The following is a 24,184-nucleotide window of genomic DNA, read 5'->3' as shown; positions in this document are numbered from 1 at the left end:
AATGAGGAGAACCCACATGCCCCGTCTTAAGTTCGCTCCTGCTGCAGCTGCCTCCTTGTTGTTGGCCTTGGCATCTGTAGGTGCTCAGGCGCAGGCGGTCTATCGCATCGTCGGTCCGGATGGCAAGGTGACCTTTTCGGACCGCCCCCCTGCCGAGGCTACTGCCCAGCCAGCGCGCAGCAGTGCCGCCCCGGCAAGCCCTGCGACTGCCAACGGAGCGTTGCCCTACGAACTGCGGCAGATTGCCAACCGGTACCCGGTGACCATCTACACCGGCAGCGACTGCGCGCCCTGCGGCAGCTTGCGCAACCTGCTCACGTCACGCGGTGTGCCTTACACCGAACGCACTGTGGTCAGCAATGAAGACATCGCGGCACTACAGCGCTTGAGCGGCAATTCCAGCCTGCCCTTTGGCACCATCGGGGGTCAACAGTTGGTGGGTTTTTCTGACGCCGAGTGGATCCAGTACCTCGACGCGGCGGGCTACCCCAAACAATCTCAGTTGCCCAGCAACTATCGCCAGCCAGCGCCCGCACCACTGGTCGCGGCTAAGCCGGTAGAAGCGGCACCAGCGGCCGCTCAAAAAGCTCCTGCGCGGCCCACGCCACCACCACCGGCGAATGATGGTCCCACGCCGAGCAATCCGGCAGGCATCCGGTTCTGACAGGGCCATATAGCAGCCACCTGTGGTGAGACCATTTGTTCACCCAGCAAAAAGGGGCCTTGACAGGCCCCTTTTGCATTGACTTTGCATCAAAAGACAGTGGGCTTGGGAGTGCTCAAGCCACCGCCCTAATCGTCAATAGGCGGTAGTCTTCACCCCCTGCGCCGTGCCGAGCAAGCACACGGACGCCTTCTGGTGGGCAAACACCCCCACGGTCACCACGCCAGGCCATTGGTTGATCTCGGATTCAAACGCCAGCGGATCGGTGATGGACAGGCCCTTCACGTCCAGAATGTGCTGGCCGTTGTCGGTCACCAGCGGCTGTCCGTCCTTGAGGCGCAGGCTGGCCTGTCCACCCATGGACGCAAAACGGCGCGCAATGTGGTTGGCAGCCATCGGGATCACTTCCACTGGCAACGGAAACTGGCCCAGAGCCTTCACCAACTTGGATTCGTCTGCGATACACACAAAGCGTTCGGCCAGAGCTGCCACGATCTTCTCGCGGGTCAATGCAGCACCGCCGCCCTTGACCATGTGGCCCTGGCCGTCGATTTCGTCGGCGCCGTCGATATAGACGGACAGTGAAGACACTTCGTTGGCATCGAACACGGCAATGCCCAGTGCCTTCAGGCGCTCCGTGCTGGCTACGGAGCTGGACACCGCGCCCTTGATCTGGTCCTTCATGCCCGCCAGGGCATCAATGAACTTGTTCACGGTGGAGCCGGTGCCCACCCCCACAATCTCGCCAGGCACCACGTATTGCAGCGCGGCTTGGCCTACCAGGGTCTTGAGTTCGTCTTGGGTCAGGGGAGTGGTGGTCGTCATGGGAGAAAATCGGGGGTAATCCTGAATTATCCCTCCATGTCCCTCATCCCCTACGCCCTCACCCGCCCCTTTCTCTTCGGCATGGATGCCGAGGCCGCCCACGAACTCACCATGGACATGCTCGCGCGCGGGCAGCGCACGCCGCTGCAGTGGGCCTGGTGCAACGAAACGGTGAACGACCCTATTACCCTGGCGGGGCTGCAATTTCCCAACCGCGTGGGCATGGCGGCGGGGCTGGACAAGAATGCACGCTGCATCGACGCGCTGGGGGCCATGGGTTTCGGCTTTGTGGAAGTGGGCACCGTAACCCCCAAGGCGCAGCCAGGCAACCCCAAGCCACGCATGTTCCGTCTGCCCGAGGCCCGCGCCCTCATCAACCGCCTTGGCTTCAACAACGAAGGCCTGGAAGCCTTTTTGCGCAATGTGCAGCAGGCGCAGTTTCGCAAGCAGACCCGCCAGCAGCGCCCCATGCTGCTTGGCCTGAACATCGGCAAGAACGCCACCACGCCCATCGATAACGCCACCAGCGACTACCTGATCTGCCTGGAGGGTGTGTACCCCCATGCCGACTACGTCACGGTCAACATCAGCTCGCCCAACACCCAGAACCTGCGTGCGCTGCAAAACGACGCCGCTCTGGATGCCCTGCTAGGCGCCATCGCCGAGCGGCGTGAGGCCCTGGCCACCCAGCACCAGCGGCGCGTTCCGGTCTTTGTGAAGATTGCCCCCGACTTGGACGAAGCCCAGGTGGCCGTCATCGCTGCGACGCTGCAGCGCCACGGCATGGACGGCGTGATCGCCACCAACACCACCATCAGCCGCACCGCAGTGCAGGGCATGCGCCATGCGGAAGAGACGGGAGGGCTGAGCGGCGCTCCAGTGCTGGAAGCCAGCAACCAGGTCATTCGGCAACTGCGCGCCGCATTGGGCAGCGGCTTCCCCATCATTGGTGTGGGCGGCATCCTGAGCGCTGACGACGCCGTGAGCAAGATTCGCGCAGGCGCGGATGTCGTGCAGATCTACACAGGCCTGATCTACGAAGGCCCGGCGCTCGTTGCAAAAGCCGCCGAAGCCATCAAGGCGTTGCGCTGACCTGGAGGGCCGCAAAGCCTGACACATGAAAAAAGGAGCCGCTGATGACAGGGCTCCGTTTTGCTTTTTCTAACGGGCAAGCCGGGCTACTGGCCTGTCCCGCAGCCATGTTCAGCGGCGCAGGCGCATCACCATCGGCAGCACAATACCCGCCCACCGAATCAGTCTGCGCGGGCCAGCCACCAGTGCAACGCCCGCCATGGCGGCCACCGCCAGCGGATGCTCCCGCGCAAACCGGGCGGCGCGCAGTGCCAGCGAAGCGTCCTCACCGCCCGTGGGGCCTCCAGCCTGCTCCGCGAGCGCGCGGGCCTGGGCGCGGGCTACGCGGCGGGCACGCAGCCGCTCACGCTGCAGTTCGATACGGTCGAGCACGCGCTGCTGCTCCACGGTGGGGGTAGTCCGCGCCACAGGCGCAGTCTGCAACGTAGTGGTGGGAAGTGGGGTACTCACAAGCGCTCCTTGATGTCACGCCAATCCTGAGCCAGCTCTCGCCGCGTCAGTGCAAAACCACTGCCCGCACGTTGGGCCACAGACACCAACGAGACCGTGGCAGCCGCCCAGCCAGCAGCCCACCCGCCAGCCACCAGCCATGCCACCAGCGTGCGCTGTGGCGAGTCCCAAAAGTGCACCAGCACGGCGAACGACACCATGATGAGCGCCACCACCGTGAGCCCGGCCACCAGAATGGTGAGCACCAGCAATTGCTGAAGGCGCTGCTTAAGGTCCGCCCATTCAAGGCGGGCCAGGTCCATGCGGTCTTCGGCGGCAATGGCGCCTTCGATAAGGTTGGCGCGCCAGCGGGCGGCCAAGCCCTCCAGCCCCAGCAGCGAGAGCCAATTCATGTCTTGTCGCCTTTGTGCTGTGCCGTCATAAGGGACGAGGGATCAGTGGCAATCAACGGCGCGCCAGTAGGAAACCGACCAACGCGCCCACAGCCAGCGCCGCACCTGCCACACGCCACGGTTCGTCATGGGCATAACGGTCAGCCGCCAATGCAGCTTCCTTGGCCTGGCGTGCTGCATCCTGGGCGGCGCGAACGGCAGATTCACGCACGTTGTGCATGCCGTCGTCCAGGCGCTGGCGAAGCAACTTGATTTCGGGCACTGCGTCCAGATCCTTGTTGGCCAACAGCCCCCGCAGATCGGAAACCAGCTTTTCCAGTTCGCCCTGGGTGGTCGTGGTGTCAGAAGCAGTCATACAAGCCTTTCTGTGTAGTGCCAAAAGTGATGGGAAATCCCGCACGCCAACGTGGAGGACTGAACTTCATCTTAGCCATCCGCGCAGAAACCCCTCGTAGGACGGGGACGCAAGAGGTTACTGATTGCAAATGGCTTGCCGCAGATCAAACCAGCTTAGCCACATGCTCCGCAATGGCAAGGGCACTTGTCAAGCCGGGCGACTCGATGCCAAACAGGTTGACCAGCCCCGCCACCCCATGCACGGAGGGGCCTTGAATGACAAAATCCGCCGCCGGTGCATCCGGCCCGTGGACCTTGGGGCGCATGCCTGCATAGCCGGGCGCCAGAGCGCCATCTTGCAAACCAGGCCAGTATTTCCGCACTTCGGCATAAAAGGCATCGCCGCGCGCGGGGTCCACCTGCAGATCGTCAGGCGAATCCACCCACTGCACGTCCGGGCCAAACTTGGCTTGTCCGCCCAGGTCCAGCGTGAGGTGCACCCCCAAACCAGCCGCCTCGGGCACCGGGTAAATCAGCCGGCTGAAAGGCGCCTTGCCCATCAACGTGAAATAGTTGCCCTTGGCATAAAACGCCTTGGGCACATGCTGCGGGGCCAGACCGGCAAATCGCGTAGCCAGTGCAGGGGCGTGCAGCCCAGCGGCATTCACCACGGTGCGAGCGCACAGGCGCGTTCCGTCCAGCGCTTCCAAATCAATAGCACCAGAACCAATAGATGCTAGCGCTAGCGTCGAATTCAGTGCCACAATGCCGCCCGCGTGCTCCAGATCGCCTTGCAGCGCCAGCATGAGCGCATGGCTATCGACGATGCCGGTGCTGGGCGAGTGCAAGGCCCCCACGCAGGCCAGCGCGGGCTCCAGTGCCAGGGCTTCTTCGCGGCTGAGGCGTTGTAGGTCCAGCACCCCGTTGGCACAGGCGCGCGCCTGGATGCCTTCCAGGCTGTCCAGCTGCGCCGCAGAGGTTGCCACCAATAACTTGCCGCAACGGCGGTGGGGCACGCCGCGCTCCGCGCAGTAGGCATAGAGCAATTCCTTGCCCCGCACGCACAGGCGGGCCTTGAGCGACCCTGCGGGGTAGTACAGCCCCGCGTGAATCACCTCGCTGTTACGCGAACTGGTGCCAGTGCCGATGGCGTCTGCCGCTTCCAGCACCATCACCTCCCTACCCTGCAGCGCCAGCGCGCGGGCCACTGCCAGCCCCACCACACCCGCGCCCACCACCACACAATCCACCGTATCGATCATCCGTGTGTCTCCATGCCTCACCTGGCGAGTGACGGGTCAGCCTGTTCAAAACCATCGAGCACGTTGACGGCATTGGTACCCAGTTCGGCCGCCGCATAACCGCCCTCCAGCACGAACACCGTGGGCAGACCGAGCCGCGCCAGCCGCTCGCCCAGGCGCGTGAAATCTGACGAAGCCAGTGCAAACCGCGAGATGGGATCGCCCTCGAAGGCATCCAGCCCCAGCGATATCACCAGCCCATCGGCGCGGTGCTCCGCGATGCGGGCGCAAGCCTTCTCCAACGCTTCGAACCAGGTCGCCGCGCTGGTGCCGGCGGGCAAAGGCAGATTGAGGTTGAAACCGCCGCCAACCCCCTCGCCCGTCTCATCGGCGTGGCCCAGGTAAAAGGGGTACTCCGTGCGCGGGTCGCCGTGGATGCTGATAAACAGCACATCGCTGCGGTCGTAAAAGATGCTCTGCGTGCCGTTGCCATGGTGGTAGTCCACATCCAGCACTGCCACACGCTGGGCGCCCTGGTTGCGCAGGGTCTGTGCGGCCACGGCGGCGTTGTTCAAAAAGCAATAGCCGCCCATGAAGTCCGGGCCCGCATGGTGTCCTGGCGGCCGTGTGCAGCAAAACGCGGCACGCGTGCCTTGCGCTACGCGAGCCGCTGCGCTGGCCGCCGCGTCCGCCCCGGCCTTGGCTGCGGCCCAGGTGCCTGCCGCCATAGGGGTGCCGTTGTCCATCGAATACAGACCGAGGCGCGCTACGAAGTTGTCGGGCTCCACATCGCTGCGCAGCGTGCGCACTGGCCACACCGAAGGAAAGGGTTGTACCGCAGCGTTGCCGGGGTCCAGCGCCAGCCATTGTTGCCACGCGGTCTGCAGAAAGGCCAGGTAGCGCGGTGCATGCACTTGCTCCAGCACGGCACTGCAATTCACATCAGGAGCCACCATGGCGTGGCCGCGTGCACGCAGGGCCTCCTCCACATAGTCCACCCGTGCGGGCTTTTCAAAACACGGCACGCGTTCGCCACGGAAGAATTCGTGGACGGGCGCATGCCCCTGGTGCAAGGGATTGTGGAAGGTGATCATGGATGCTGCGTTGCAGGTACGAGGGACAAATGTAGCGCGCCAGCCCCCCGCAAAGCTCCATCATCGATCCCTACGACGGTTTTGCGGTCTGCAGGGCCGTTTTGAACCGAAAAAGAAAAAATCCCTGCAGGTCAATAACCTGCAGGGATTTTCAAATTGGTGGGTGATACATGGATCGAACATGTGACCCCTGCCGTGTGAAGGCAGTGCTCTACCGCTGAGCTAATCACCCGTCGCAAGCACCTTGGAGAAAGATACCGCTGCGAAAAGTCTGGCAGCAACTGGTGGGTGATACATGGATCGAACATGTGACCCCTGCCGTGTGAAGGCAGTGCTCTACCGCTGAGCTAATCACCCTTGTCGCTGCGACAGCCTTCTATTATGGCACAGCTTTTTAGGCCGATTGGAGAGTTCTCCAAATTGTTTTGCCACCGCTGGCCTTGTCGATCTGTGTGAGCACCTCGGCATGCGCCGCCTGCTCCTGCTCGCTCGCCCGCAGCACGGGCAGCGCAAGGCCACGCAAATCAATGGCAGCCACCTTCACACCGTCGGCACTGTCATGGCCGTCATCGGTGATCAACAGGGCGTCCTGCCCGCGTGTGAGGTTGATGTACACATCGGCCAGCAACTCGGCGTCGAGCAAGGCACCATGCAGCGTCCGGCCCGAGTTGTCCACGCCCAGGCGGTCGCACAGGGCGTCCAGCGAATTGCGCTTTCCCGGGTACATCTCCTTGGCCATGGCCAGCGTGTCGGTCACGCTCTGCACATAAGTGCCAAACGCCGGGCGCCCCACCAGCTCCAGCTCCTTGTTGAGGAAGCCCACGTCGAACGCTGCGTTGTGGATGATGATCTCGGCGCCCTGCAGGTACTGCAGGATGTCATCCACCACATCCGCAAACTTGGGCTTGTCCTTCAGAAACTCATTGCTGATGCCGTGCACCTTCAGCGCATCTTCATGGCTGTCACGGCCCGGGTTGAAGTACAGGTGCAGATTGTTACCAGTCAGCTTGCGGTTGAGCAGCTCCACACAACCCAGTTCAATGATGCGGTCACCCCCCTCGGCCGAAAGGCCGGTGGTCTCCGTGTCCAGAACAATTTGCCGGGACATCAGTGGTTTTCCTTGGCGTGGTTGATCGTGTACTTCGGAATTTCGACCACCAGATCGGTCTGCGCCAGGATGGCCTGACACGACAGGCGCGACTGCGGCTCCAGGCCCCAGGCACGGTCCAGCAAGTCTTCTTCCTCTTCTTCTGCCGCATTCAGCGAATTCAACCCCTGGCGCACGATGACGTGGCAGGTGGTGCACGCGCAGCTCATGTCGCAGGCGTGCTCGATGTTGATGTGGTTGTCCAGCAGGGCTTCGCAGATCGAGGTGCCTGCAGGCGCAGTGATTTCGGTGCCTGCAGGGCAGTATTCGGGATGGGGAAGGATCTTGATGACGGGCATGGGGTGTTTTCTTCTTGTTCAGAGGGATGCGCAGGGGCGCATCACAGGCTTGCGACGTTCTTGCCGGCCAGGGCCTGCTGGATACCGCGGTTCATGCGCTGGGCTGCGAAAGCTTCGGTGCCCTTGGCCAGGGCTTCCGTGGCGGCCTCGATAGCCGCTGCATCGTCGCTGTCGCGCTGGTGGCGCAGGGCCACCATCAGGGCGTCGATGGCGGCCCGCTCCTTGGGGCTGAGCACGTCACCATCCGCATCCAGTGCGCTTTGCGTAGCAATCAACATGCGGTCGGCGTCCACACGGGCCTCGACCACGGCACGGGCCTTCATGTCTTGCGCAGCCGTGGCAAAGCCGTCCTGCAGCATGCGCGCTATTTCGTCGTCCGTGAGGCCATACGACGGTTTCACATCAATGCGCGCCTCCACCCCACTGCCCTGCTCCTTGGCGGCCACGCTCAGCAGGCCATCGGCATCGACCGTGAAGGTCACACGGATGCGAGCAGCCCCTGCCGCCATGGGGGGAATACCGCGCAACTCAAAGCGCGCCAGGCTGCGGCAGTCCTGCACCAAATCGCGCTCGCCCTGAACCACATGGATGGCCAAAGCAGTCTGTCCATCCTTGTAGGTGGTGAAGTCCTGCGCCTTGGCGGTGGGAATGGTCTCGTTGCGCGAGACGATGCGCTCCACCAAGCCGCCCATGGTCTCGATGCCCAGAGACAGCGGAATCACATCCAGCAGCAGCAGGTCACCTGCGGTGTTGTTACCTGCCAGCTGGTTGGCCTGGATGGCCGCCCCTAGAGCCACCACTTCGTCCGGGTTCAGATTGGTCAACGGTTCCTTGCCGAAGAAATCCGCGACGGCCCGTTGCACCTGCGGCATGCGGGTGGAGCCGCCCACCATGACCACACCCTGCACCTCATCGCGCGCCAGATGCGCATCGCGCAGGGCACGGCGCACAGCCGCCATGGAGCGGGCGGTCAGATCGGCGGTCACGGCATCAAAATCCGAGCGTTTGACGTCAAACTGCACGAAAGCGCTAGATAAATCTGCCTTGAACGCTACTAAATCAGTAGCGGTCAGCGCCTCTTTGCATTGGCGCGCCGCCATGCGCACGGCCGACTTGTCGGCAGGCGTGACCGCCTGTTGCCCCACCTGTTGCAGTACCCACTCTGCCAGCGCGGCGTCGTAGTCATCGCCCCCGAGGGCAGAGTCGCCGCCCGTGGCGATCACCTCGAACACCCCCTTCGTCAGGCGCAGGATGGAAATATCAAACGTACCCCCACCCAGGTCATACACGGCGTAGACGCCCTCGCTGGCGTTGTCCAGGCCGTAGGCAATCGCTGCCGCCGTGGGCTCGTTGATGAGACGCAGCAGGTTGATGCCCGCGAGCTTGGCCGCATCCTTGGTGGCCTGGCGCTGGGCGTCGTCAAAGTACGCGGGCACGGTGATCACCGCGCCGTAGAGATCGTCGTTGAAGGTGTCTTCGGCCCGGTAGCGCAGCGTGGCGAGGATCTCGGCGCTGATCTCGACGGGTGACTTGTTGCCATCCACCGTAGCAAGACTGACCATGCCGCCCGCGCCAGCGTCGTTGGCGACCACAAAGTCGTACGGCAACTTTCCTGCCTCTGCCACGTCTTTCAGGCCACGCCCCATGAAGCGTTTGGCCGAGGCGATGGTGTTGCGTGCATCCTGGGCTTGCGCCGCCACGGCGTCATAGCCGATCTGACGCCCGCCGTTGGCAAGGTAGCGCACCACCGATGGCAGCAGCACCCGGCCCTGGGCATCGGGAAGGCATTCGGACACACCATTGCGCACCGCTGCGACCAAAGAATGGGTGGTACCCAGGTCAATGCCCACTGCGATGCGCCGCTGGTGCGGGTCGGGAGATTGGCCAGGTTCGGAAATCTGCAGAAGCGCCATGAAATTTCGGATCTCTACGTGGTGGAGCCCGCCATCGCATCAACACGCGAGGGAGCCCTTTGGGAATACAAAATCACCCTATTGTCCCAGTTGCTCTCGGCGACGCTCAATGTCGTCGGCAAATCGCGCAATGAACATGAGGGCTCTGACCTGGCGGGCTGCGCCTGCATAGTCCTGCTGCTGGTCGATGAGTTGCTCGCACTGCGCCAGCGTGGCACGGCGGGCTTGCGCCACCTCATCATCCAACGCGTCCAGCTCGCTGTCTGCGCGGGCGTCTTCCAGCGCCTCGCGCCACTCCATTTGCTGCATCAGAAAGGCAGCGGGCATGGCGGTGTTGTCTTCGGCACGGATGGGCGTCCCGTGCAGTTCGCACAGATAGGCGGCGCGGCGCATCGGGTCCTTCAGCCGCTGGTACGCCTCGTTGATGCGTACCGACCATTGCATGGCCACACGCTGTGCCGCAGCGCCCTGGGCGGTAAACTTGTCGGGGTGGGCCTCGCGCTGCAGATCCTTCCAGCGCGCGTCGATGGCGCTGCGCTCCTGCGCAAAGCGGCGCGCGAGGCCAAACAGTTCGAAGTCGTCAGATTGCAGGTTCATGCGCAGGGGCGAGAGAGAAATCCAAGAAAAAACCGCCAGCACAGAGCGCGTTGGCGGTTTGGTGTGACATCAACGAAGGGCGATCAGACGCGGAAGCTCTCCCCGCAACCGCAGCGGTCCCGCTCGTTGGGGTTGTTGAACTTGAAACCTTCGTTCAGGCCTTCACGCACGAAGTCCAGCTCAGTGCCGTCAATGTAGGCCAGGCTCTTGGGGTCGATCAGCACCTTGACACCGTGGTTCTCGAACACGATGTCCTCAGGCTCGCTCTCGTCCACATATTCGAGCTTGTAGGCAAGCCCTGAGCAGCCTGTCGTCTTGACTCCCAGGCGCACGCCCAACCCTTTGCCCCGACGGGTCAGGTAGCGGTTGACGTGCCGGGCGGCGGCTTCGGTCAGCGTAATGGCCATGTCTCTCGATCTATCTGTCAAACAATCAGGCGGCGGTGGTCGTGGCGGCGTGCTTGGTCTTGTAGTCCAGCACGGCAGCCTTGATCGCATCTTCGGCCAGGATGGAGCAGTGGATCTTGACGGGCGGCAAAGCCAGTTCTTCGGCGATCTCGCTGTTCTTGAGCGCGGCAGCTTCATCCAGCGTCTTGCCCTTGACCCACTCGGTCACCAGCGACGACGAGGCAATGGCCGAGCCGCAGCCGTAGGTCTTGAAGCGGGCGTCTTCGATCACGCCGGTTTCGGGGTTCACCTTGATCTGCAGCTTCATCACGTCGCCGCAGGCGGGCGCGCCCACCATGCCGGTGCCCACCGAATCGTCACCCTTGTCGAACGAACCCACGTTGCGGGGGTTTTCGTAATGGTCAACCACTTTGTCTGAGTAAGCCATGATGTGTACCTCTTCAATACGTCCAGAATTTGTGCGGAATCAGTGCGCAGCCCATTGGATGGTGCTGATGTCGATGCCGTCCTTGTACATCTCCCACAGCGGGCTCAACTCGCGCAGGCGGGCCACGTTCTCGCGGATGGTGGAGATGGCGTAGTCGATCTCTTCTTCGGTCGTGAAACGGCCAATGGTCATGCGCAGGCTGCTGTGCGCCAGCTCGTCGCTGCGGCCCAAAGCGCGCAGCACATAGCTCGGCTCCAGGCTGGCGGACGTGCACGCCGAGCCCGACGACACCGCCAAGCCTTTGATGCCCATGATGAGCGATTCACCTTCGACAAAGTTGAAGCTCATGTTCAGGTTCTGCGGCACACGGCGCTCCAGGCTGCCGTTGATGTAGACCTGTTCGATGTCCTTGAGGCCGTCGAGCAGGCGCTGCTGCAGGGCCTTGGCCTTGGCGTTGCTCTCTGCCATTTCTTCCTTGGCGATACGGAAAGCCTCCCCCATGCCCACGATCTGGTGCGTGGGCAAGGTGCCCGAACGCATGCCGCGTTCATGGCCGCCACCGTGCATCTGGGCTTCCAGCCGCACGCGGGGCTTGCGGCGCACGTAAAGCGCACCAATGCCCTTGGGGCCATAGGTCTTGTGGGCGGTCATGCTCATCAGGTCGATGGGAAGCACGTTCATGTCGATCTCGACACGGCCGGTGGCTTGGGCAGCATCCACATGCAGCAGGATTCCCTTTTCGCGGCACAGCGCGCCGATGGCGGGGATGTCCTGGATCACGCCGATTTCGTTGTTCACGAAGAGGATGCTGATCAGCACGGTGTCGGGGCGGATGGCCGCCTTGAGCACGTCCATGTTGACCAAGCCGTCTTCCTGCACGTCCAGGTAAGTAGCTTCAAAACCCTGGCGCTCCAGCTCACGCATGGTGTCCAGCACGGCCTTGTGCTCGGTCTTGAGCGTGATGAGGTGCTTGCCCTTGCCTTTGTAGAAATGCGCGGCGCCCTTCAGGGCCAAGTTGATCGACTCGGTCGCACCACTGGTCCAGACGATTTCGCGCGGGTCGGCACCGATCAGGTCTGCCACCTGGACACGCGCTTTTTCCACCGCCTCTTCGGCCTCCCAGCCCCAGGCGTGGCTGCGCGATGCCGGGTTGCCAAAGTGCTCACGCAACCAGGGAATCATGGCGTCCACCACACGGGGGTCTACCGGGGTCGTGGCGCCATAGTCGAGGTAAATGGGAAAGTGCGGGGTCATGTCCATGGCTGGCTCAGTAAAAGGTTCTGGCTGGCAAACAGAAGAGGCAGAACAAACAAGAAAACGAATAAAACGCGGTCAGGGCAGTGCCGACCCCAGGGCCAGCACCACGCATCAGGGGTCAGGATTTAGCGAAGACGTTGCCAAGCGCAAACACCGAGTTCGGGGCATTCACGCGAATGGGTTTAACCACAGGGGTGGTGGAGATGGCACGGCGCACCACGGGCTTGTCTTCGATCTGCACGCCCTTGGCGAGCTGCTCGTCCACCAGCTTTTGCAGGGTGACGGAATCCAGGAATTCGACCATGCGCTGGTTCAGCGAAGCCCACAGCTCGTGCGTCATGCAACGACCGGCTTCACCCAGGCAGTTTTCCTTGCCACCGCATTGAGTGGCGTCGATGGGCTCATCTACCGACACGATGATGTCTGCCACGGTGATGTCACCTGCCTTGCGGGCCAGCGTGTAACCGCCGCCGGGGCCACGGGTGGACTCCACCAGCTCATGGCGGCGCAGCTTGCCAAAGAGTTGCTCCAGATACGACAGCGAAATCTGCTGGCGCTGGCTGATGGCAGCCAGCGTGACGGGGCCGTTGTTCTGGCGCAGGGCCAGGTCAATCATGGCGGTGACCGCAAAACGGCCTTTGGTTGTGAGACGCATCGCAAGCTCCTTGTGCTAAGGCTTGTTCGTTGAAGAAACCGCCAGCGCTGACTGTTTGCCAGCGTGGCACCGTCTCCGCCCCTTACTCCGCACAGTCACCTGCCACGGAGCCCTTCATCGTTGGGCTGTTTTGTTGAGTGTTTTGTGCGAGTATAGCACAAATCCCTATTGATTCTGTCGGGTTAAAAAACCAAATAGTTATTAATCGACTCAATAGTAATTTCTCATCACACACCCAGCCGCAATCCTTTCTACAAGGCTACGGAATCGCTGCCATGGGCTCCAAAGGCTTGGTCCTTGAGCCGCGTCAGCTGGTCGCGCACCCGGGCCGCTTGCTCGAACTCCAGGTTGCGCGCATGTTCCAGCATGAGCTTTTCCAAGCGCTTGATCTCGCGCGCCACGTCCTTCTCGGACATGTCCTCCACCTGCGCGCGCTGCAGGGCTTCCTGCTCCAAACGCTCGGCATCCTTGCCCGCTTTTTCGCTGTACACGCCGTCAATCAGGTCTCTTACCCGCTTGACAATGCTGCGCGGCGTGATCCCGTTGGCCTCGTTGTATGCGATCTGCTTGATGCGCCGGCGTTCCGTCTCGCCCATGGCTTTTTTCATGGAGTCGGTGATGCGGTCGGCGTACAGGATGGCGTGGCCGCTCAAGTTGCGCGCAGCACGGCCAATCGTCTGGATCAGGCTGCGCTCTGCGCGCAAGAAGCCTTCCTTGTCGGCGTCCAAGATCGCCACCAGCGACACCTCGGGGATGTCCAGCCCTTCACGCAGCAGGTTGATGCCCACCAGCACGTCAAACGCGCCCAGCCGCAGGTCCCGAATGATCTCCACGCGTTCCACGGTGTCCACATCGCTGTGCAGGTAGCGCACCTTCACACCGTTGTCCGTCAAATAGTCGGTCAGCTGCTCGGCCATGCGCTTGGTCAGCGTGGTAATGAGTACGCGTTCGTGCTTTTCGACACGAATGCGTATTTCTTGCAGCACATCATCCACTTGGTGGGTTGCAGGTCGCACCTCCACCACCGGGTCCACCAGGCCCGTGGGGCGAACCACCTGGTCCACCACCTGCCCTGAATGGGTCTTTTCGTAATCAGCGGGTGTGGCCGAGACAAAGATCACCTGCCGCATGCGCTGCTCAAACTCTTCGAACTTGAGCGGGCGGTTGTCCAGTGCCGACGGCAGTCGAAACCCATATTCGACCAGCGTGGTCTTGCGCGCACGGTCGCCGTTGTACATGGCGCTGAGCTGGCCGATCATCTGGTGGCTCTCGTCCAGGAACATGAGCGCGTCCTTGGGCATGTAGTCCGTCAGCGTGCTGGGCGGATCGCCCGGCGCGGCGCCCGACAGGTGGCGCGTGTAGTTCTCGATGCCCTTGCAGTGGCCCACCTCGCTGAGCATTTCCAGATCAAACCGCGTGCGCTGCTCCAACCGCTGCGCTTCGACCAGCTTGCCGTCGGCCACCAGCTGCTGCAGGCGCTCCGCCAGTTCCAGCTTGATGGTCTCGACGGCGGCCAGCACCTTGTCGCGTGGCGTCACGTAGTGGCTGCTTGGGTAGACGGTAAAACGCGGCATCTTCTGCTTGACGCGCCCAGTAAGCGGGTCGAACAACTGCAGGCTCTCTATCTCGTCGTCAAACAGCTCGATGCGGATCGCCAGCTCGGAGTGTTCAGCCGGGAACACATCGATGGTGTCGCCGCGCACGCGGAACTTGCCCCGGCTGAAATCCGCCTCGTTGCGCTGATACTGCATGCGGATCAGCTGGGCAATCACATCGCGCTGCCCCACCTTGTCGCCCACCCGCAGCGTCATCACCATGCGGTGGTAGCTCTCGGGCTCGCCAATGCCGTAGATGGCCGACACAGTGGCCACGATCACCACATCGCGCCGCTCCATCAGACTCTTGGTGCACGAGAGCCGCATCTGCTCGATGTGCTCGTTGATCGCGCTGTCCTTTTCGATGAACAGGTCGCGCTGCGGCACATAGGCCTCGGGCTGGTAGTAGTCGTAGTAGCTCACAAAGTACTCCACGGCGTTCTTGGGGAAGAACTCGCGGAATTCGCTGTACAGCTGCGCGGCCAGCGTCTTGTTGGGCGCAAAGATGATGGCCGGGCGGCCCATGCGCGCGATTACGTTGGCCATGGTGAAGGTCTTGCCCGAGCCCGTCACGCCCAGCAAAGTCTGGAAGGTTTCGCCGTCATGCAGACCCTCCACCAGCTTGGCAATGGCTTCGGGCTGGTCACCTGCGGGGGGATAGGGCTGGAACAGTTCGAAGGGGGAATCAGGGAAGCGGACGAACTCGCCGTCTTGCTTTTCAGTTATGACTTCGGTGATATCTGGCATGGGGCGTGGTCAACGGGTGGAGCAGGCCGCCCGTTAAAATCGGCGGAACCCGGCACAGTACACCACGCCCGGATTCTTCGCTACTGACAACCTTTCAAGGATTTTCATGTCTCTGTTCACCGCCGTCGAAATGGCCCCCCGCGACCCCATCCTGGGCCTCAACGAGCAATTCAACGCCGACACCAACCCCAACAAGGTCAATCTGGGTGTCGGCGTTTATTTCGACGACAACGGCAAGCTGCCCCTGCTGCAGTGCGTGCAGGCTGCTGAAAAGACCATGATGGAAAAGCCCACGGCCCGTGGCTACCTGCCCATCGACGGCATCGTGGCTTATGACAACGCCGTCAAGGGCCTGGTGTTCGGCGCCGACAGCGAACCCGTGAAGTCCGGCCGCGTGGCCACCGTGCAGGCCATTGGCGGCACCGGCGGCCTGAAGATCGGTGCTGACTTCCTGAAGAAGGTAAGCCCCAATGCCAAGGTGCTGATCTCCGACCCCAGCTGGGAAAACCACCGCGCGCTGTTCACTAACGCTGGTTTTGAAGTGGACACGTACGCGTACTACGACGCCGAAAAGCGCGGCGTGAACTTCGAAGGTTTCCTGGCCAGCCTGAACGCTGCCGCTCCCGGCACCATCGTCGTTCTGCACGCCTGCTGCCACAACCCCACCGGCTATGACATCACCCCCGAGCAGTGGGACCAGGTCATTGCTGCTGTCAAGGCCAAGGGCCTGACACCTTTCCTGGACATGGCCTACCAGGGCTTCGGCCACGGCATCGCCGAAGACGGCGCCGTCATTCAGAAGTTCGTCGCCGCTGGCCTGAACTTCTTTGTGTCCACCTCGTTCTCCAAGAGCTTCAGCCTGTACGGCGAGCGCGTGGGCGGCCTGTCGGTGCTGTGCACGGACAAGGAAGAAGCCAGCCGCGTGCTGTCCCAGCTCAAGATCGTGATCCGCACCAACTACTCCAACCCGCCCACACACGGCGGTGCGGTGGTGGCTGCCGTGCTGAACAGCCCCGAGCTGCGCGCGATGTGGGAAAAGGAACTGGCCGAAATGCGCGTGCGCATCAAGGCCATGCGCCAGAAGCTGGTCGATGGCCTGAAGGCCGCCGGTGTGAAGCAGGACATGAGCTTCATCACCACCCAGATCGGCATGTTCAGCTACTCCGGCCTGTCCAAGGACCAGATGGTGCGCCTGCGCAATGAGTTCGGCGTGTACGGCACGGACACCGGCCGCATGTGCGTCGCTGCCCTGAACAGCAAGAACATCGACTACGTCTGCCAGGCGATCGCCAAGGTTGTCTGAGCACGATGAGCAGGCGGCGCTCACGCGCCGCTTTGTGAGCGAAGCGCTCCAGAACCCGCACAACGCGGCCCTTCTGGAGCGTTTGCCGTTTCTGGGCCTGCCCGATGCGTGGCTGGTGGCGGGCTGCTTGTTCCAGACGGTGTGGAACCTGCGCTCTGGTCTGGCGCCCACGGCGCACATCAAGGACTACGACCTGTTTTACTTCGATGCATCGGATCTGTCCGAAGCAGCAGAACAGGCCGTTCAGGACCGCGCCACTGCCCTCTTCGCCGACCTGCCGATCACCGTCGAAGCCAAGAACCAGGCCCGGGTGCACCTCTGGTACGAGCGCTGGTTTGGTTATCCGTATTCACCGCTGCAATCCGCCCGCAACGGGATCGAGCGTTTTCTGGTGCCCTGCACCTGCGTGGGTCTGCAACCTTCCAACGCCCCCAGCATTGCTCAACCCACGCTGTACGCGCCGTACGGGCTGGAAGAGCTGTACGCCGGGCTGCTCAAACCCAACCCAGCCTGCCCGCACTTGCCGTTGTTTGAGGCCAAGGCACAAAGCTACCGTGAGCGCTGGCCGTGGCTGACGATCCAGGCCGCAGGTCACGTGGCGGCCGGAGGGCCGTTTTACAACGACGACGCGGCGATTTCAAGCGTTTTTGGCCTCAAGCGCTAGAAAAACATGCGCTGACAGCTATCAAAAGAGAAGCAATCAACCTCAGAGCGCGATGATCAGCCCCACAGCACCGACCGCATCGAGATCGATGCTGACTGGTAGCCCGTGTTGAAGAAGCGTGGCATCTCGCTGGGCAAGACGGCCCCGGCTGCGTAGAGCAGCGGCAGATAGTGCTCGTGAGTGGGGTGCGCCTGCTGGGCGACGGCACCCAGCTTCTGGAAGTCCTGCAAGGAGCCCAGCTGGCCCTTTTTGATCTGCTCCTGCACCACGGTGTCGAACTCCGTGGCCCAGTCATACGCTTCGTTGGCGGCCGCGCCACGGCGGGATGCGCGCAGGTTATGCACGATGTTGCCGCTGCCCACAATCAGCACACCACGCTCGCGCAGGGCCTTGAGCTGCTGGCCCAGCGCATAGTGCTCGGCCGGGGCGCGGCTGAAGTCCATGCTGAGCTGCATCACGGGGATGCGCGCCTGGGGGAACATGGGCTTGAGCACCGACCACGTGCCGTGATCCAGTCCCCATTCGCCCTCGTCCACACCCAGCGCAGCGCCCGTGGCCGGGGATTTCAGCTCCTTGGCCAGGCTGCGTGCCACCGCCGGGGCGCCCGGCACGGGGTACTGCTGGTCAAACAGCGCCTGGGGGAAGCCGCCAAAGTCGTGGATGGTTTTGGGGTTGGCCATGCCCGTCAGCTGCCAGCCACCGCGCGTGAGCCAGTGGGCCGACACGCACAGGATGAGCTGTGGCTGCACCGCGCGCGCCATCAGCTCCGCGCCCATGGCCTGCCAGCTGCGGCGCCAGGCGTTGTCCTCGATGGCGTTCATGGGGCTGCCATGGCCCACAAACATCACCGGCATGCGGGGCGAAGGCTTGAGCGCCTGCAGCGCGGGCGCTGTGGCAGCACTGCTCAGGGACGTGGTCATGAAAGCTCCCGGAAAGGCGGCCAGGCCAGTGAGGGCGGCCAAAGAGGTTCTGCGTTGCATGGGTCAGGGAGCGTAACAAATTATGTATAACGCAGGGAGTGAGCCGGGGCGCACCATGAAGTTCCGGCGCCGTCCTCTCCTTCCAAAAATCACAACCCGAGACAACCTCCCCCCATGCCCACCACCCTGCCCCAGCCCTTGCGCAACACCCGTGTTCTGAGCCTTGCGCTCAACCTGCCCGGCCCCGCCGCCCTGATGCGCTGCGCGCGCATGGGGGCCGAATGCACCAAGCTCGAACCTCCTCCCGCGCCTGGCTATCCCAGCGCCGACCCCATGGGCATCTACAGCCCTGCAGCCTATGCCACGCTGCACGATGGCGTGCGCGTGGTGCATGCCCACCTCAAGACGCCCGAAGGCCAGGCCGCGTTGCATGACGAGCTGGCCCGCACCGATGTGCTGATCACCTCCTTCCGCCCCTCGGCGCTCACCAAGCTGGGCTTAGGCTGGGACGCGTTGCAGGCCAAATACCCGCGCCTGTCGCTGGTGCGCATCGTGGGCGCCGCGGCAGAGCGGGCCGAAGAACCGGGCCATGACCTCACCTATCTGGCCGACGCCGGCCTGGTGACGGGCACCGAGATGCCGCCCACGCTCTACGCCGACATGGGGGGCGCCCTGATGGCCAGCGAAGCCGTGCTGCAGGCCCTGCTGGAGCGCGCCCACACCGGCAGCGGCGTGTGCATCGAAGTGGCCCTGGCCGACGCCGCCGCCTGGCTGGCCCAGCCGCGCCACTGGGGCCTGACCACGCCCGACGGCGACGTGGGCGGCCACCACGCGGGCTACCGCATCTACCCCTGCGCCGACGGTCGCGTGGCCGTGGCCGCGCTGGAGCCGCACTTTGCCGCCAGCCTGTGCGCTGCTGCAGGTCTGCCTGCTACGGGTGAACCGAAGGTGCTGCGCGCCCCCAACACCCATGCGGCTGTGGCGGCTTTTCTGCGGACTCAGACCCGTGCACAACTCGATGCTTTGGCGGTGGCGCAGGACATCCCGCTGCACACCCTGGCTTGAAGACGGGCGCGCTGACCGATGCAGAAGCAGGGCACCGTCGTCCGCTGGGACACCAGCCGCGCCTTTGGCTTTATCTGCAGCCCGGACACGTCTGCCGATGTGTTTTTTCATTTGCGGGACTACCGGGGCAGCACCCCCCCGCGTGAAGGGCTTGCCGTCGTGTACGAAGAGATCCACGTGGGCGGCAAGGGTCCTCGGGCCATGGCTGTGTCGCCTGTGGCGCAAGCTGTGGGAGCCTTTCAGCCCCAGAGCCCAACGCGCACGCTGTCAACATCTCCGCACCCAACACGGCGTACGCCTGCGCAGCGAGCAGGTCAGGCACAGCCCACCCCACGCAAACGCCCTAGAGCGGCCAGCCAGCCGCCCACCGCTACCGGTTCAGCGCTGATACACCTGCTGATGCTGGGCTGGGTGGGTCTGCTGGCCTGGGGGCTCTGGGCAGGCCGGCTGCCCTGGTGGGTGCTGGGCGCCGCCATAGGCGTCAACCTTCTGACCTTCCTGGTCTACGCCATGGACAAAAGCGCCGCGCAAAACGGCCAGTGGCGCACTAAAGAGAGCCATCTGCACCTGCTGAGCTTGGCAGGTGGCTGGCCTAGCGCGTGGTTTGCCCAGCAATGGCTGCGGCACAAATCGCGCAAGGCAGAGTTCCGCGCGGTGTATTGGGCCACCGTGGTGTTGCACTGCGCGGCCGTGGTTGCTTGGCTGGGCGGATGGTTGCGCGGGTTGTAGTGCCGCCGTTGCTATCAAACTTGATAGCAAAGAAGCCTTGAAGTACTAACGCAACAGGCACTTTTTGCACATCATCAAGCCTTAATCTACCGCAGCGCACCGTAGGCTGACGCAAAGACAGCCCGCAGACCTACACAGTGTTCACAGGCACCCGGTTTCAATCCCAAGGTCTGAAACACCTTGGGAGATGTCCATGAAACCCTTCGTCCTTGATTCGTCCATGACCAACATGGGCGGCATCTTCTACCCCACCGGCCAGGTGTTCGCCCTGTTCCCCGATGAAGACTGCACGCGCCAGGCAGCGCTCGCGCTGCAAGCGGCAAGCCACCAGGGCGATATTGCGTACGCCAGCCCCGAGGTCATCCTGCAAGAAATTGTGCACACGCTGGGTACGGCAGACGCGCCGCTCCCGTCTGTGGGCGCCGAAGGCGACATGGTGCGGCGCATTGCCGACCTGGCGGGCACCGGGCACCACGGCCTGCTGATCGCCATGGCGGACAAAGACGAGGCCGACAGCGTGGTGAACGCCATTGCGCCCGAAGGTGCAGTCACGGCGTTCTACTACCGCACCTTCATCATCGAAGACCTGATCTCGCAGCCCGCCAGCGCTGGCCCGCAGTCGGTGGTGGTGGGCACCCACGCGGCAGAAGGTTAAGGCTCCACAAAATCGCCCTGCACTCTGAGAGGCAGGGTCGTGGCGGCTGCGTAACTGCGCCAGGAGCCTTTCGGCGTCTCATCCACCGCGCCCACTGTCAGTGGACCGCGGCTGCCGCCACCGATCTCAGCGCGGCTTGCGTGCGGACGGCTTGGCGGCACCGGTGACGCGCGGTGGCAAGCCGGTGTGCTGTGTCAGGATGCGGCCCTTCTGCGGTTGACCGGGCTTCATGGGCTTGACCTGCTTGACGGGTGCAGCCGTTGCGGCCTTCGCGCCTGTGGGCGTGGAGTTCTTGCGACGCGCGCTCTGGTACCCGCCGTCCGTCAAGGGCTGGAAGGTAGGGATCAAGTGGTGCTTGCCATTGCCGATCAAGTCCGCCCGACCCATGGCCTTGAGCGCGTCGCGCAGCAGCGGCCAGTTGTTGGGGTCGTGGTAGCGCAGGAAGGCCTTGTGCAGGCGCCGGCGCTTCTCACCGCGCACGATGTCCACCGACTCTTCGGCCTCGTCGCGCATCTGGCGGCGCACGCGGGTGAGCGTGTTGCGGCCCGAGTGGTACATGGCCGTGGCGGTGGCCATGGGGCTGGGGTAGAAGGTCTGCACCTGGTCGGCGCGGAAGCCGTTCTTTTTCAGCCAGATGGCGAGGTTCATCATGTCCTCGTCGCTCGTGCCCGGGTGGGCAGCGATGAAGTACGGGATCAGGAACTGCTTTTTGCCCGCCTCTTCGCTGAACTTCTCGAACATCTGCTTGAACTTGTCATAGCTGCCGATGCCCGGCTTCATCATCTTGGTCAGCGGACCCTGCTCGGTGTGCTCCGGCGCGATCTTGAGGTAGCCACCGACGTGGTGCTGCACCAGCTCCTTCACGTACTCAGGCGACTTCACGGCCAGGTCGTAGCGCAGGCCCGAACCGATGAGGATCTTCTTGATGCCCTTGAGCGCACGGCCCCGGCGGTAAATCTTGATGAGCGGGCCGTGGTCGGTGGTGAGGTTCTGGCAGATGCCGGGGTACACGCAGCTAGGTTTGCGGCAGGCGGCCTCGATCTCGGGCGAGCGGCAACCCAGGCGGTACATGTTGGCCGTGGGGCCGCCCAGGTCGGAAATGGTGCCGGTGAAGCCCTTGACCTTGTCGCGGATGTCCTCGATCTCCTGAATGATCGAATCCTCGGAGCGGCTCTGGATGATGCGCCCCTCGTGCTCGGTGATGGAGCAGAACGTGCAGCCCCCAAAGCAGCCGCGCATGATGTTGATCGAAAAACGAATCATCTCCCAGGCCGGGATCTTCGTCGCGCCGTCGTGGCTGCCGTTCTCATCGGCGTAGCTGGGGTGCGGGCCACGCGCGTAGGGCAGATCGAACACATGGTCCATCTCCGCCGTGGTCAGCGGGATGGGCGGCGGGTTGATCCACACATCGCGCGCCGTGGCGCCCTCACCGTGGGCTTGCACCAAGGCGCGGGCGTTGCCCGGGTTGGTCTCCAGATGCAGCACACGGTTGGCGTGGGCATAGAGCACGGGATCGCTTTTCACCTGCTCGTAGCTGGGCAGGCGGATCACGGTCTTCTCGCGAGGAGGGACCTTGAGCTTGACCTTGAGCGCGGGGTTGGGAACGAACTGGATCGGCTGGATGGCGGGATTAGGGCTGTTTTGGTCGGTAGCGCTAGTGCTATCTGCGGCAACCGCTACAGAATCAGTAGCACTTCCGCCGTCTTTGCTGCAGGTACTGCCTTGCGCGGCGGCCTGCTCGCTGGTGGTCATGTAGGGGTTGATGTGGGCTTCCACACGGCCGGGCTCGTCCACCGTGGTGGAGTCGATCTCGAACCAACCCTTGCCGCTTTCGTCGTCCGGGCGGCGCACAAAAGCCGTGCCGCGCACATCGGTGATTTTCTCGACCGGCTCGCGCGCAGCAATGCGGTGGGCCACCTCGACCAGCGCACGCTCGGCATTGCCGTACAGCAGCAGGTCGCACTTGCTGTCCACCACGATGGAGCGGCGCACCTTGTCGCTCCAATAATCGTAGTGGGCAATGCGGCGCAGGCTACCTTCAATGCCGCCCAGGATGATGGGCACGTCCTTGTAGGCCTCGCGGCAGCGCTGGCTGTAGACGATGGCTGCGCGGTCGGGGCGCTTGCCGCCCACGTCGCCGGGGGTGTAGGCGTCATCGCTGCGGATCTTCCGGTCGGCGGTGTACCGGTTGATCATCGAATCCATGTTGCCCGCCGTCACGCCCCAGAACAGGTTGGGCTTGCCCAGCACCTTGAAGGGCTCGGCGCTCTGCCAGTCAGGCTGGGCGATGATCCCCACGCGAAAGCCCTGGGCTTCCAGCGTGCGGCCGATCACGGCCATGCCGAAGCTGGGGTGGTCCACATACGCGTCGCCCGTCACCAGGATGATGTCGCAGCTGTCCCAGCCCAGTTTCTCCATCTCGGCGCGGCTCATTGGCAGGAACGGGGCCGTGCCAAAGCGCTTGGCCCAGTACGGACGGTAGCTGGTCAAGGGCTTTGCGGCGCGCGCAAAAAAGGAGACGTCAACGGGGGCGTTCATGCAAAGGGGGTCGCGGCCGCCCCCGGTGCGATGGGGGCCTTTGTAGGGCGCGTCTGTGGTGGATAACCCGCGATTTTACGTTGGCAGACGGTTTTTGTCCCCTTGGTGGCCCTTGCCCCTCACTGATACAGGTTTGATGACCATCAAGGATATACTTGCTTTTGTCAATTAATTAACTGACAAAGGCATTCATGAGCAACGTTGCCCTCACCCCTCCCAGCCCCCTCCCCGTTCCCCCTAGCGCGGTGAAGGCCGTGCGCAGCTTCAACCGCTTCATCACCCGCCGCATTGGCGTGCTGGACCCGTACCTGGGCAGCAAGCTGTCATTGACCGACGTGCGCGTGCTGTATGAACTGGCCCACCGCGAGGCACCTGTGGCCAGCGAACTCGCACGGGAGCTCGGCCTGGACGGTGGGTACATGAGCCGGATACTGCGGCGTTTTGAGCAGTCAGGGTGGATAGAACGCCACGCCAGCACCAAGGACGCGCGACAAAGCCTGGTCACGCTCACCACTGCCGGGCGCGAGGTGTTCGAGCCGCTGCAGCAGCGCTCGCGCGACGAGGCCGCCGCACTGCTCGCGCCCCTACACCCGGCGCGGCGCCAAGAGGTGGTGGAGGCCATGGAGCGGATCGAAACCCTGCTGTCCGCCCCCTCCAACGCCGCGGACGGCACGCGCATCGCCGTTCTGCGCGACCCTCTGCCCGGCGACATGGGCTGGGTGGTGCAGCAGCATGGCGAGATCTATTGGCGCGAGTACGGCTGGGACAACCGGTTTGAGGCCTTGGTGGCAGACATCGCGGCGCAGTTTCTGCGCAAGTTTCAGCCCGCGTGGGAGAAGGCCTGGATCGCCGAGCTGGACGGCGAGCGGGTGGGCTCGGTGTTTGTGGTGCGCAAATCCCCCACCACCGCACAGCTGCGCATGCTCATCCTCAGCCCCAAAGCCAGGGGCCTCGGCCTGGGCGCCCGCCTGACCGACGAATGCATTGCCTTTGCGCGTGCAAAAGGTTACAAAAAGATGGTGCTGTGGACCAACAGCTGCCTGACGGCGGCGCGCGGTATCTATGCGCAACGGGGTTTTCAGTTGGTCAAGACCGAGCCCTACGAAGGTTTTGGTCAGCAATTGGTGGGAGAAACCTGGGAGCTGAAGCTTTGAATGAGGCTACGCAATCCG

Annotated in this window: 25 protein-coding genes and 2 tRNA genes; 8 read left to right on the top strand and 19 right to left on the bottom strand. The window is 63.3% G+C overall.

Going from position 1 to position 24,184, the window contains the following annotated elements:
- The first annotated feature begins 16 nt into the window (after positions 1–16).
- The gene (locus DNK89_RS01365; protein WP_110958598.1) at positions 17–664 is read left to right on the top strand and encodes a glutaredoxin family protein; all 648 of its coding nucleotides are present in this window, start codon (positions 17–19) and stop codon (positions 662–664) included.
- A gap of 135 nt (positions 665–799) precedes the next feature.
- Here the strand turns inward: DNK89_RS01365 and rpiA are convergent, their stop codons facing one another.
- The gene (rpiA, locus tag DNK89_RS01360) at positions 800–1,489 is read right to left on the bottom strand and encodes a ribose-5-phosphate isomerase RpiA (protein WP_110958597.1); all 690 of its coding nucleotides are present in this window, start codon (positions 1,487–1,489) and stop codon (positions 800–802) included.
- A gap of 36 nt (positions 1,490–1,525) precedes the next feature.
- Here rpiA and DNK89_RS01355 point away from each other — a divergent pair, with 36 nt between their 5' ends.
- Positions 1,526–2,581, top strand: coding sequence for a quinone-dependent dihydroorotate dehydrogenase (locus DNK89_RS01355; protein ID WP_110958596.1), 1,056 nt, complete (start codon positions 1,526–1,528; stop codon positions 2,579–2,581).
- 111 nt (positions 2,582–2,692) lie between these two features.
- Here the strand turns inward: DNK89_RS01355 and DNK89_RS01350 are convergent, their stop codons facing one another.
- The 16 genes from DNK89_RS01350 to uvrB form a co-directional block, all read right to left on the bottom strand.
- Positions 2,693–3,031, bottom strand: a complete 339-nt coding sequence (locus DNK89_RS01350) for a hypothetical protein (protein ID WP_110958595.1) — start codon at positions 3,029–3,031, stop codon at positions 2,693–2,695.
- Entirely contained in the window at positions 3,028–3,423 is a 396-nt protein-coding gene (locus DNK89_RS01345; protein ID WP_110958594.1) for a phage holin family protein, read from the bottom strand. Before DNK89_RS01345 ends, DNK89_RS01350 begins: the two co-directional genes overlap by 4 nt.
- Positions 3,424–3,475: 52 nt before the next feature.
- On the bottom strand, positions 3,476–3,778 hold the full coding sequence (locus tag DNK89_RS01340) for a DUF883 family protein (RefSeq protein ID WP_008904788.1): 303 nt from the start codon (positions 3,776–3,778) through the stop codon (positions 3,476–3,478).
- 145 nt (positions 3,779–3,923) lie between these two features.
- On the bottom strand, positions 3,924–5,021 hold the full coding sequence (locus tag DNK89_RS01335; protein WP_110958593.1) for an NAD(P)/FAD-dependent oxidoreductase: 1,098 nt from the start codon (positions 5,019–5,021) through the stop codon (positions 3,924–3,926).
- Between the two features lie 17 nt (positions 5,022–5,038).
- Positions 5,039–6,094, bottom strand: coding sequence for a histone deacetylase family protein (locus tag DNK89_RS01330; protein ID WP_110958592.1), 1,056 nt, complete (start codon positions 6,092–6,094; stop codon positions 5,039–5,041).
- Between the two features lie 157 nt (positions 6,095–6,251).
- Positions 6,252–6,326, bottom strand: a tRNA-Val gene (locus tag DNK89_RS01325).
- Positions 6,327–6,376: 50 nt separating this feature from the next.
- Positions 6,377–6,451, bottom strand: a tRNA-Val gene (locus DNK89_RS01320).
- Between the two features lie 37 nt (positions 6,452–6,488).
- Positions 6,489–7,202: a DNA polymerase III subunit epsilon gene (gene dnaQ, locus DNK89_RS01315; RefSeq protein ID WP_015013987.1), complete on the bottom strand. Its 714-nt coding sequence runs from the start codon at positions 7,200–7,202 to the stop codon at positions 6,489–6,491.
- On the bottom strand, positions 7,202–7,540 hold the full coding sequence (gene fdx / locus DNK89_RS01310; protein ID WP_015013986.1) for an ISC system 2Fe-2S type ferredoxin: 339 nt from the start codon (positions 7,538–7,540) through the stop codon (positions 7,202–7,204). Before fdx ends, dnaQ begins: the two co-directional genes overlap by 1 nt.
- A 41-nt stretch (positions 7,541–7,581) precedes the next feature.
- Entirely contained in the window at positions 7,582–9,453 is a 1,872-nt protein-coding gene (gene hscA, locus DNK89_RS01305; RefSeq protein WP_110958591.1) for a Fe-S protein assembly chaperone HscA, read from the bottom strand.
- Positions 9,454–9,531: 78 nt separating this feature from the next.
- Positions 9,532–10,050: a Fe-S protein assembly co-chaperone HscB gene (hscB, locus tag DNK89_RS01300; protein WP_110958590.1), complete on the bottom strand. Its 519-nt coding sequence runs from the start codon at positions 10,048–10,050 to the stop codon at positions 9,532–9,534.
- An 83-nt stretch (positions 10,051–10,133) separates the two neighbouring features.
- On the bottom strand, positions 10,134–10,457 hold the full coding sequence (gene iscA, locus DNK89_RS01295) for an iron-sulfur cluster assembly protein IscA (protein WP_015013983.1): 324 nt from the start codon (positions 10,455–10,457) through the stop codon (positions 10,134–10,136).
- Positions 10,458–10,482: 25 nt separating this feature from the next.
- On the bottom strand, positions 10,483–10,884 hold the full coding sequence (gene iscU, locus DNK89_RS01290) for a Fe-S cluster assembly scaffold IscU (protein ID WP_015013982.1): 402 nt from the start codon (positions 10,882–10,884) through the stop codon (positions 10,483–10,485).
- Positions 10,885–10,923: 39 nt separating this feature from the next.
- Positions 10,924–12,144, bottom strand: a complete 1,221-nt coding sequence (locus tag DNK89_RS01285; RefSeq protein ID WP_015013981.1) for an IscS subfamily cysteine desulfurase — start codon at positions 12,142–12,144, stop codon at positions 10,924–10,926.
- 115 nt (positions 12,145–12,259) lie between these two features.
- Positions 12,260–12,796: a Fe-S cluster assembly transcriptional regulator IscR gene (iscR, locus tag DNK89_RS01280; protein ID WP_015013980.1), complete on the bottom strand. Its 537-nt coding sequence runs from the start codon at positions 12,794–12,796 to the stop codon at positions 12,260–12,262.
- 251 nt (positions 12,797–13,047) lie between these two features.
- Positions 13,048–15,138 (bottom strand): excinuclease ABC subunit UvrB, encoded by a 2,091-nt coding sequence (gene uvrB / locus DNK89_RS01275; RefSeq protein ID WP_110958589.1) that lies wholly within the window; start codon positions 15,136–15,138, stop codon positions 13,048–13,050.
- Positions 15,139–15,244: 106 nt separating this feature from the next.
- Here uvrB and DNK89_RS01270 point away from each other — a divergent pair, with 106 nt between their 5' ends.
- Both DNK89_RS01270 and DNK89_RS01265 read left to right on the top strand, forming a co-directional pair.
- Positions 15,245–16,441, top strand: a complete 1,197-nt coding sequence (locus DNK89_RS01270) for an amino acid aminotransferase (RefSeq protein ID WP_110958588.1) — start codon at positions 15,245–15,247, stop codon at positions 16,439–16,441.
- Positions 16,434–17,105, top strand: coding sequence for a nucleotidyltransferase family protein (locus DNK89_RS01265; RefSeq protein ID WP_110958587.1), 672 nt, complete (start codon positions 16,434–16,436; stop codon positions 17,103–17,105). Before DNK89_RS01270 ends, DNK89_RS01265 begins: the two co-directional genes overlap by 8 nt.
- Before the next feature lie 56 nt (positions 17,106–17,161).
- Here DNK89_RS01265 and ygiD read toward each other — a convergent pair whose 3' ends face one another.
- Positions 17,162–18,067: a 4,5-DOPA dioxygenase extradiol gene (ygiD, locus tag DNK89_RS01260; protein WP_110958586.1), complete on the bottom strand. Its 906-nt coding sequence runs from the start codon at positions 18,065–18,067 to the stop codon at positions 17,162–17,164.
- Positions 18,068–18,199: 132 nt separating this feature from the next.
- On the opposite strand from ygiD, the gene DNK89_RS01255 reads away from it, so the two are divergent.
- The 3 genes from DNK89_RS01255 (at position 18,200) to DNK89_RS01245 (ending at position 20,474) form a co-directional block, all read left to right on the top strand.
- On the top strand, positions 18,200–19,090 hold the full coding sequence (locus DNK89_RS01255; RefSeq protein WP_110958585.1) for a CoA transferase: 891 nt from the start codon (positions 18,200–18,202) through the stop codon (positions 19,088–19,090).
- 18 nt (positions 19,091–19,108) lie between these two features.
- Positions 19,109–19,819: a cold shock and DUF1294 domain-containing protein gene (locus DNK89_RS01250; RefSeq protein WP_110958584.1), complete on the top strand. Its 711-nt coding sequence runs from the start codon at positions 19,109–19,111 to the stop codon at positions 19,817–19,819.
- 193 nt (positions 19,820–20,012) lie between these two features.
- Positions 20,013–20,474 (top strand): hypothetical protein, encoded by a 462-nt coding sequence (locus tag DNK89_RS01245; RefSeq protein WP_110959140.1) that lies wholly within the window; start codon positions 20,013–20,015, stop codon positions 20,472–20,474.
- Positions 20,475–20,600: 126 nt separating this feature from the next.
- On the opposite strand, the gene DNK89_RS01240 is transcribed toward DNK89_RS01245, so the two are convergent.
- Positions 20,601–23,012 (bottom strand): YgiQ family radical SAM protein, encoded by a 2,412-nt coding sequence (locus DNK89_RS01240; RefSeq protein ID WP_110958583.1) that lies wholly within the window; start codon positions 23,010–23,012, stop codon positions 20,601–20,603.
- A 191-nt stretch (positions 23,013–23,203) separates the two neighbouring features.
- Between DNK89_RS01240 and DNK89_RS01235 the strand changes: the two genes are divergently transcribed.
- Complete coding sequence (locus tag DNK89_RS01235; protein ID WP_110958582.1) at positions 23,204–24,166, top strand: helix-turn-helix domain-containing GNAT family N-acetyltransferase; 963 nt, start codon at positions 23,204–23,206, stop codon at positions 24,164–24,166.
- Positions 24,167–24,184 lie beyond the last annotated feature (18 nt).

Origin of the sequence: Acidovorax sp. ST3, assembly GCF_003231145.1 — a bacterium.
Lineage (GTDB): Bacteria > Pseudomonadota > Gammaproteobacteria > Burkholderiales > Burkholderiaceae_C > Acidovorax.
Note: the sequence above shows the minus strand (reverse complement) of the source record. Positions and strands in the feature narration are given on the sequence as shown.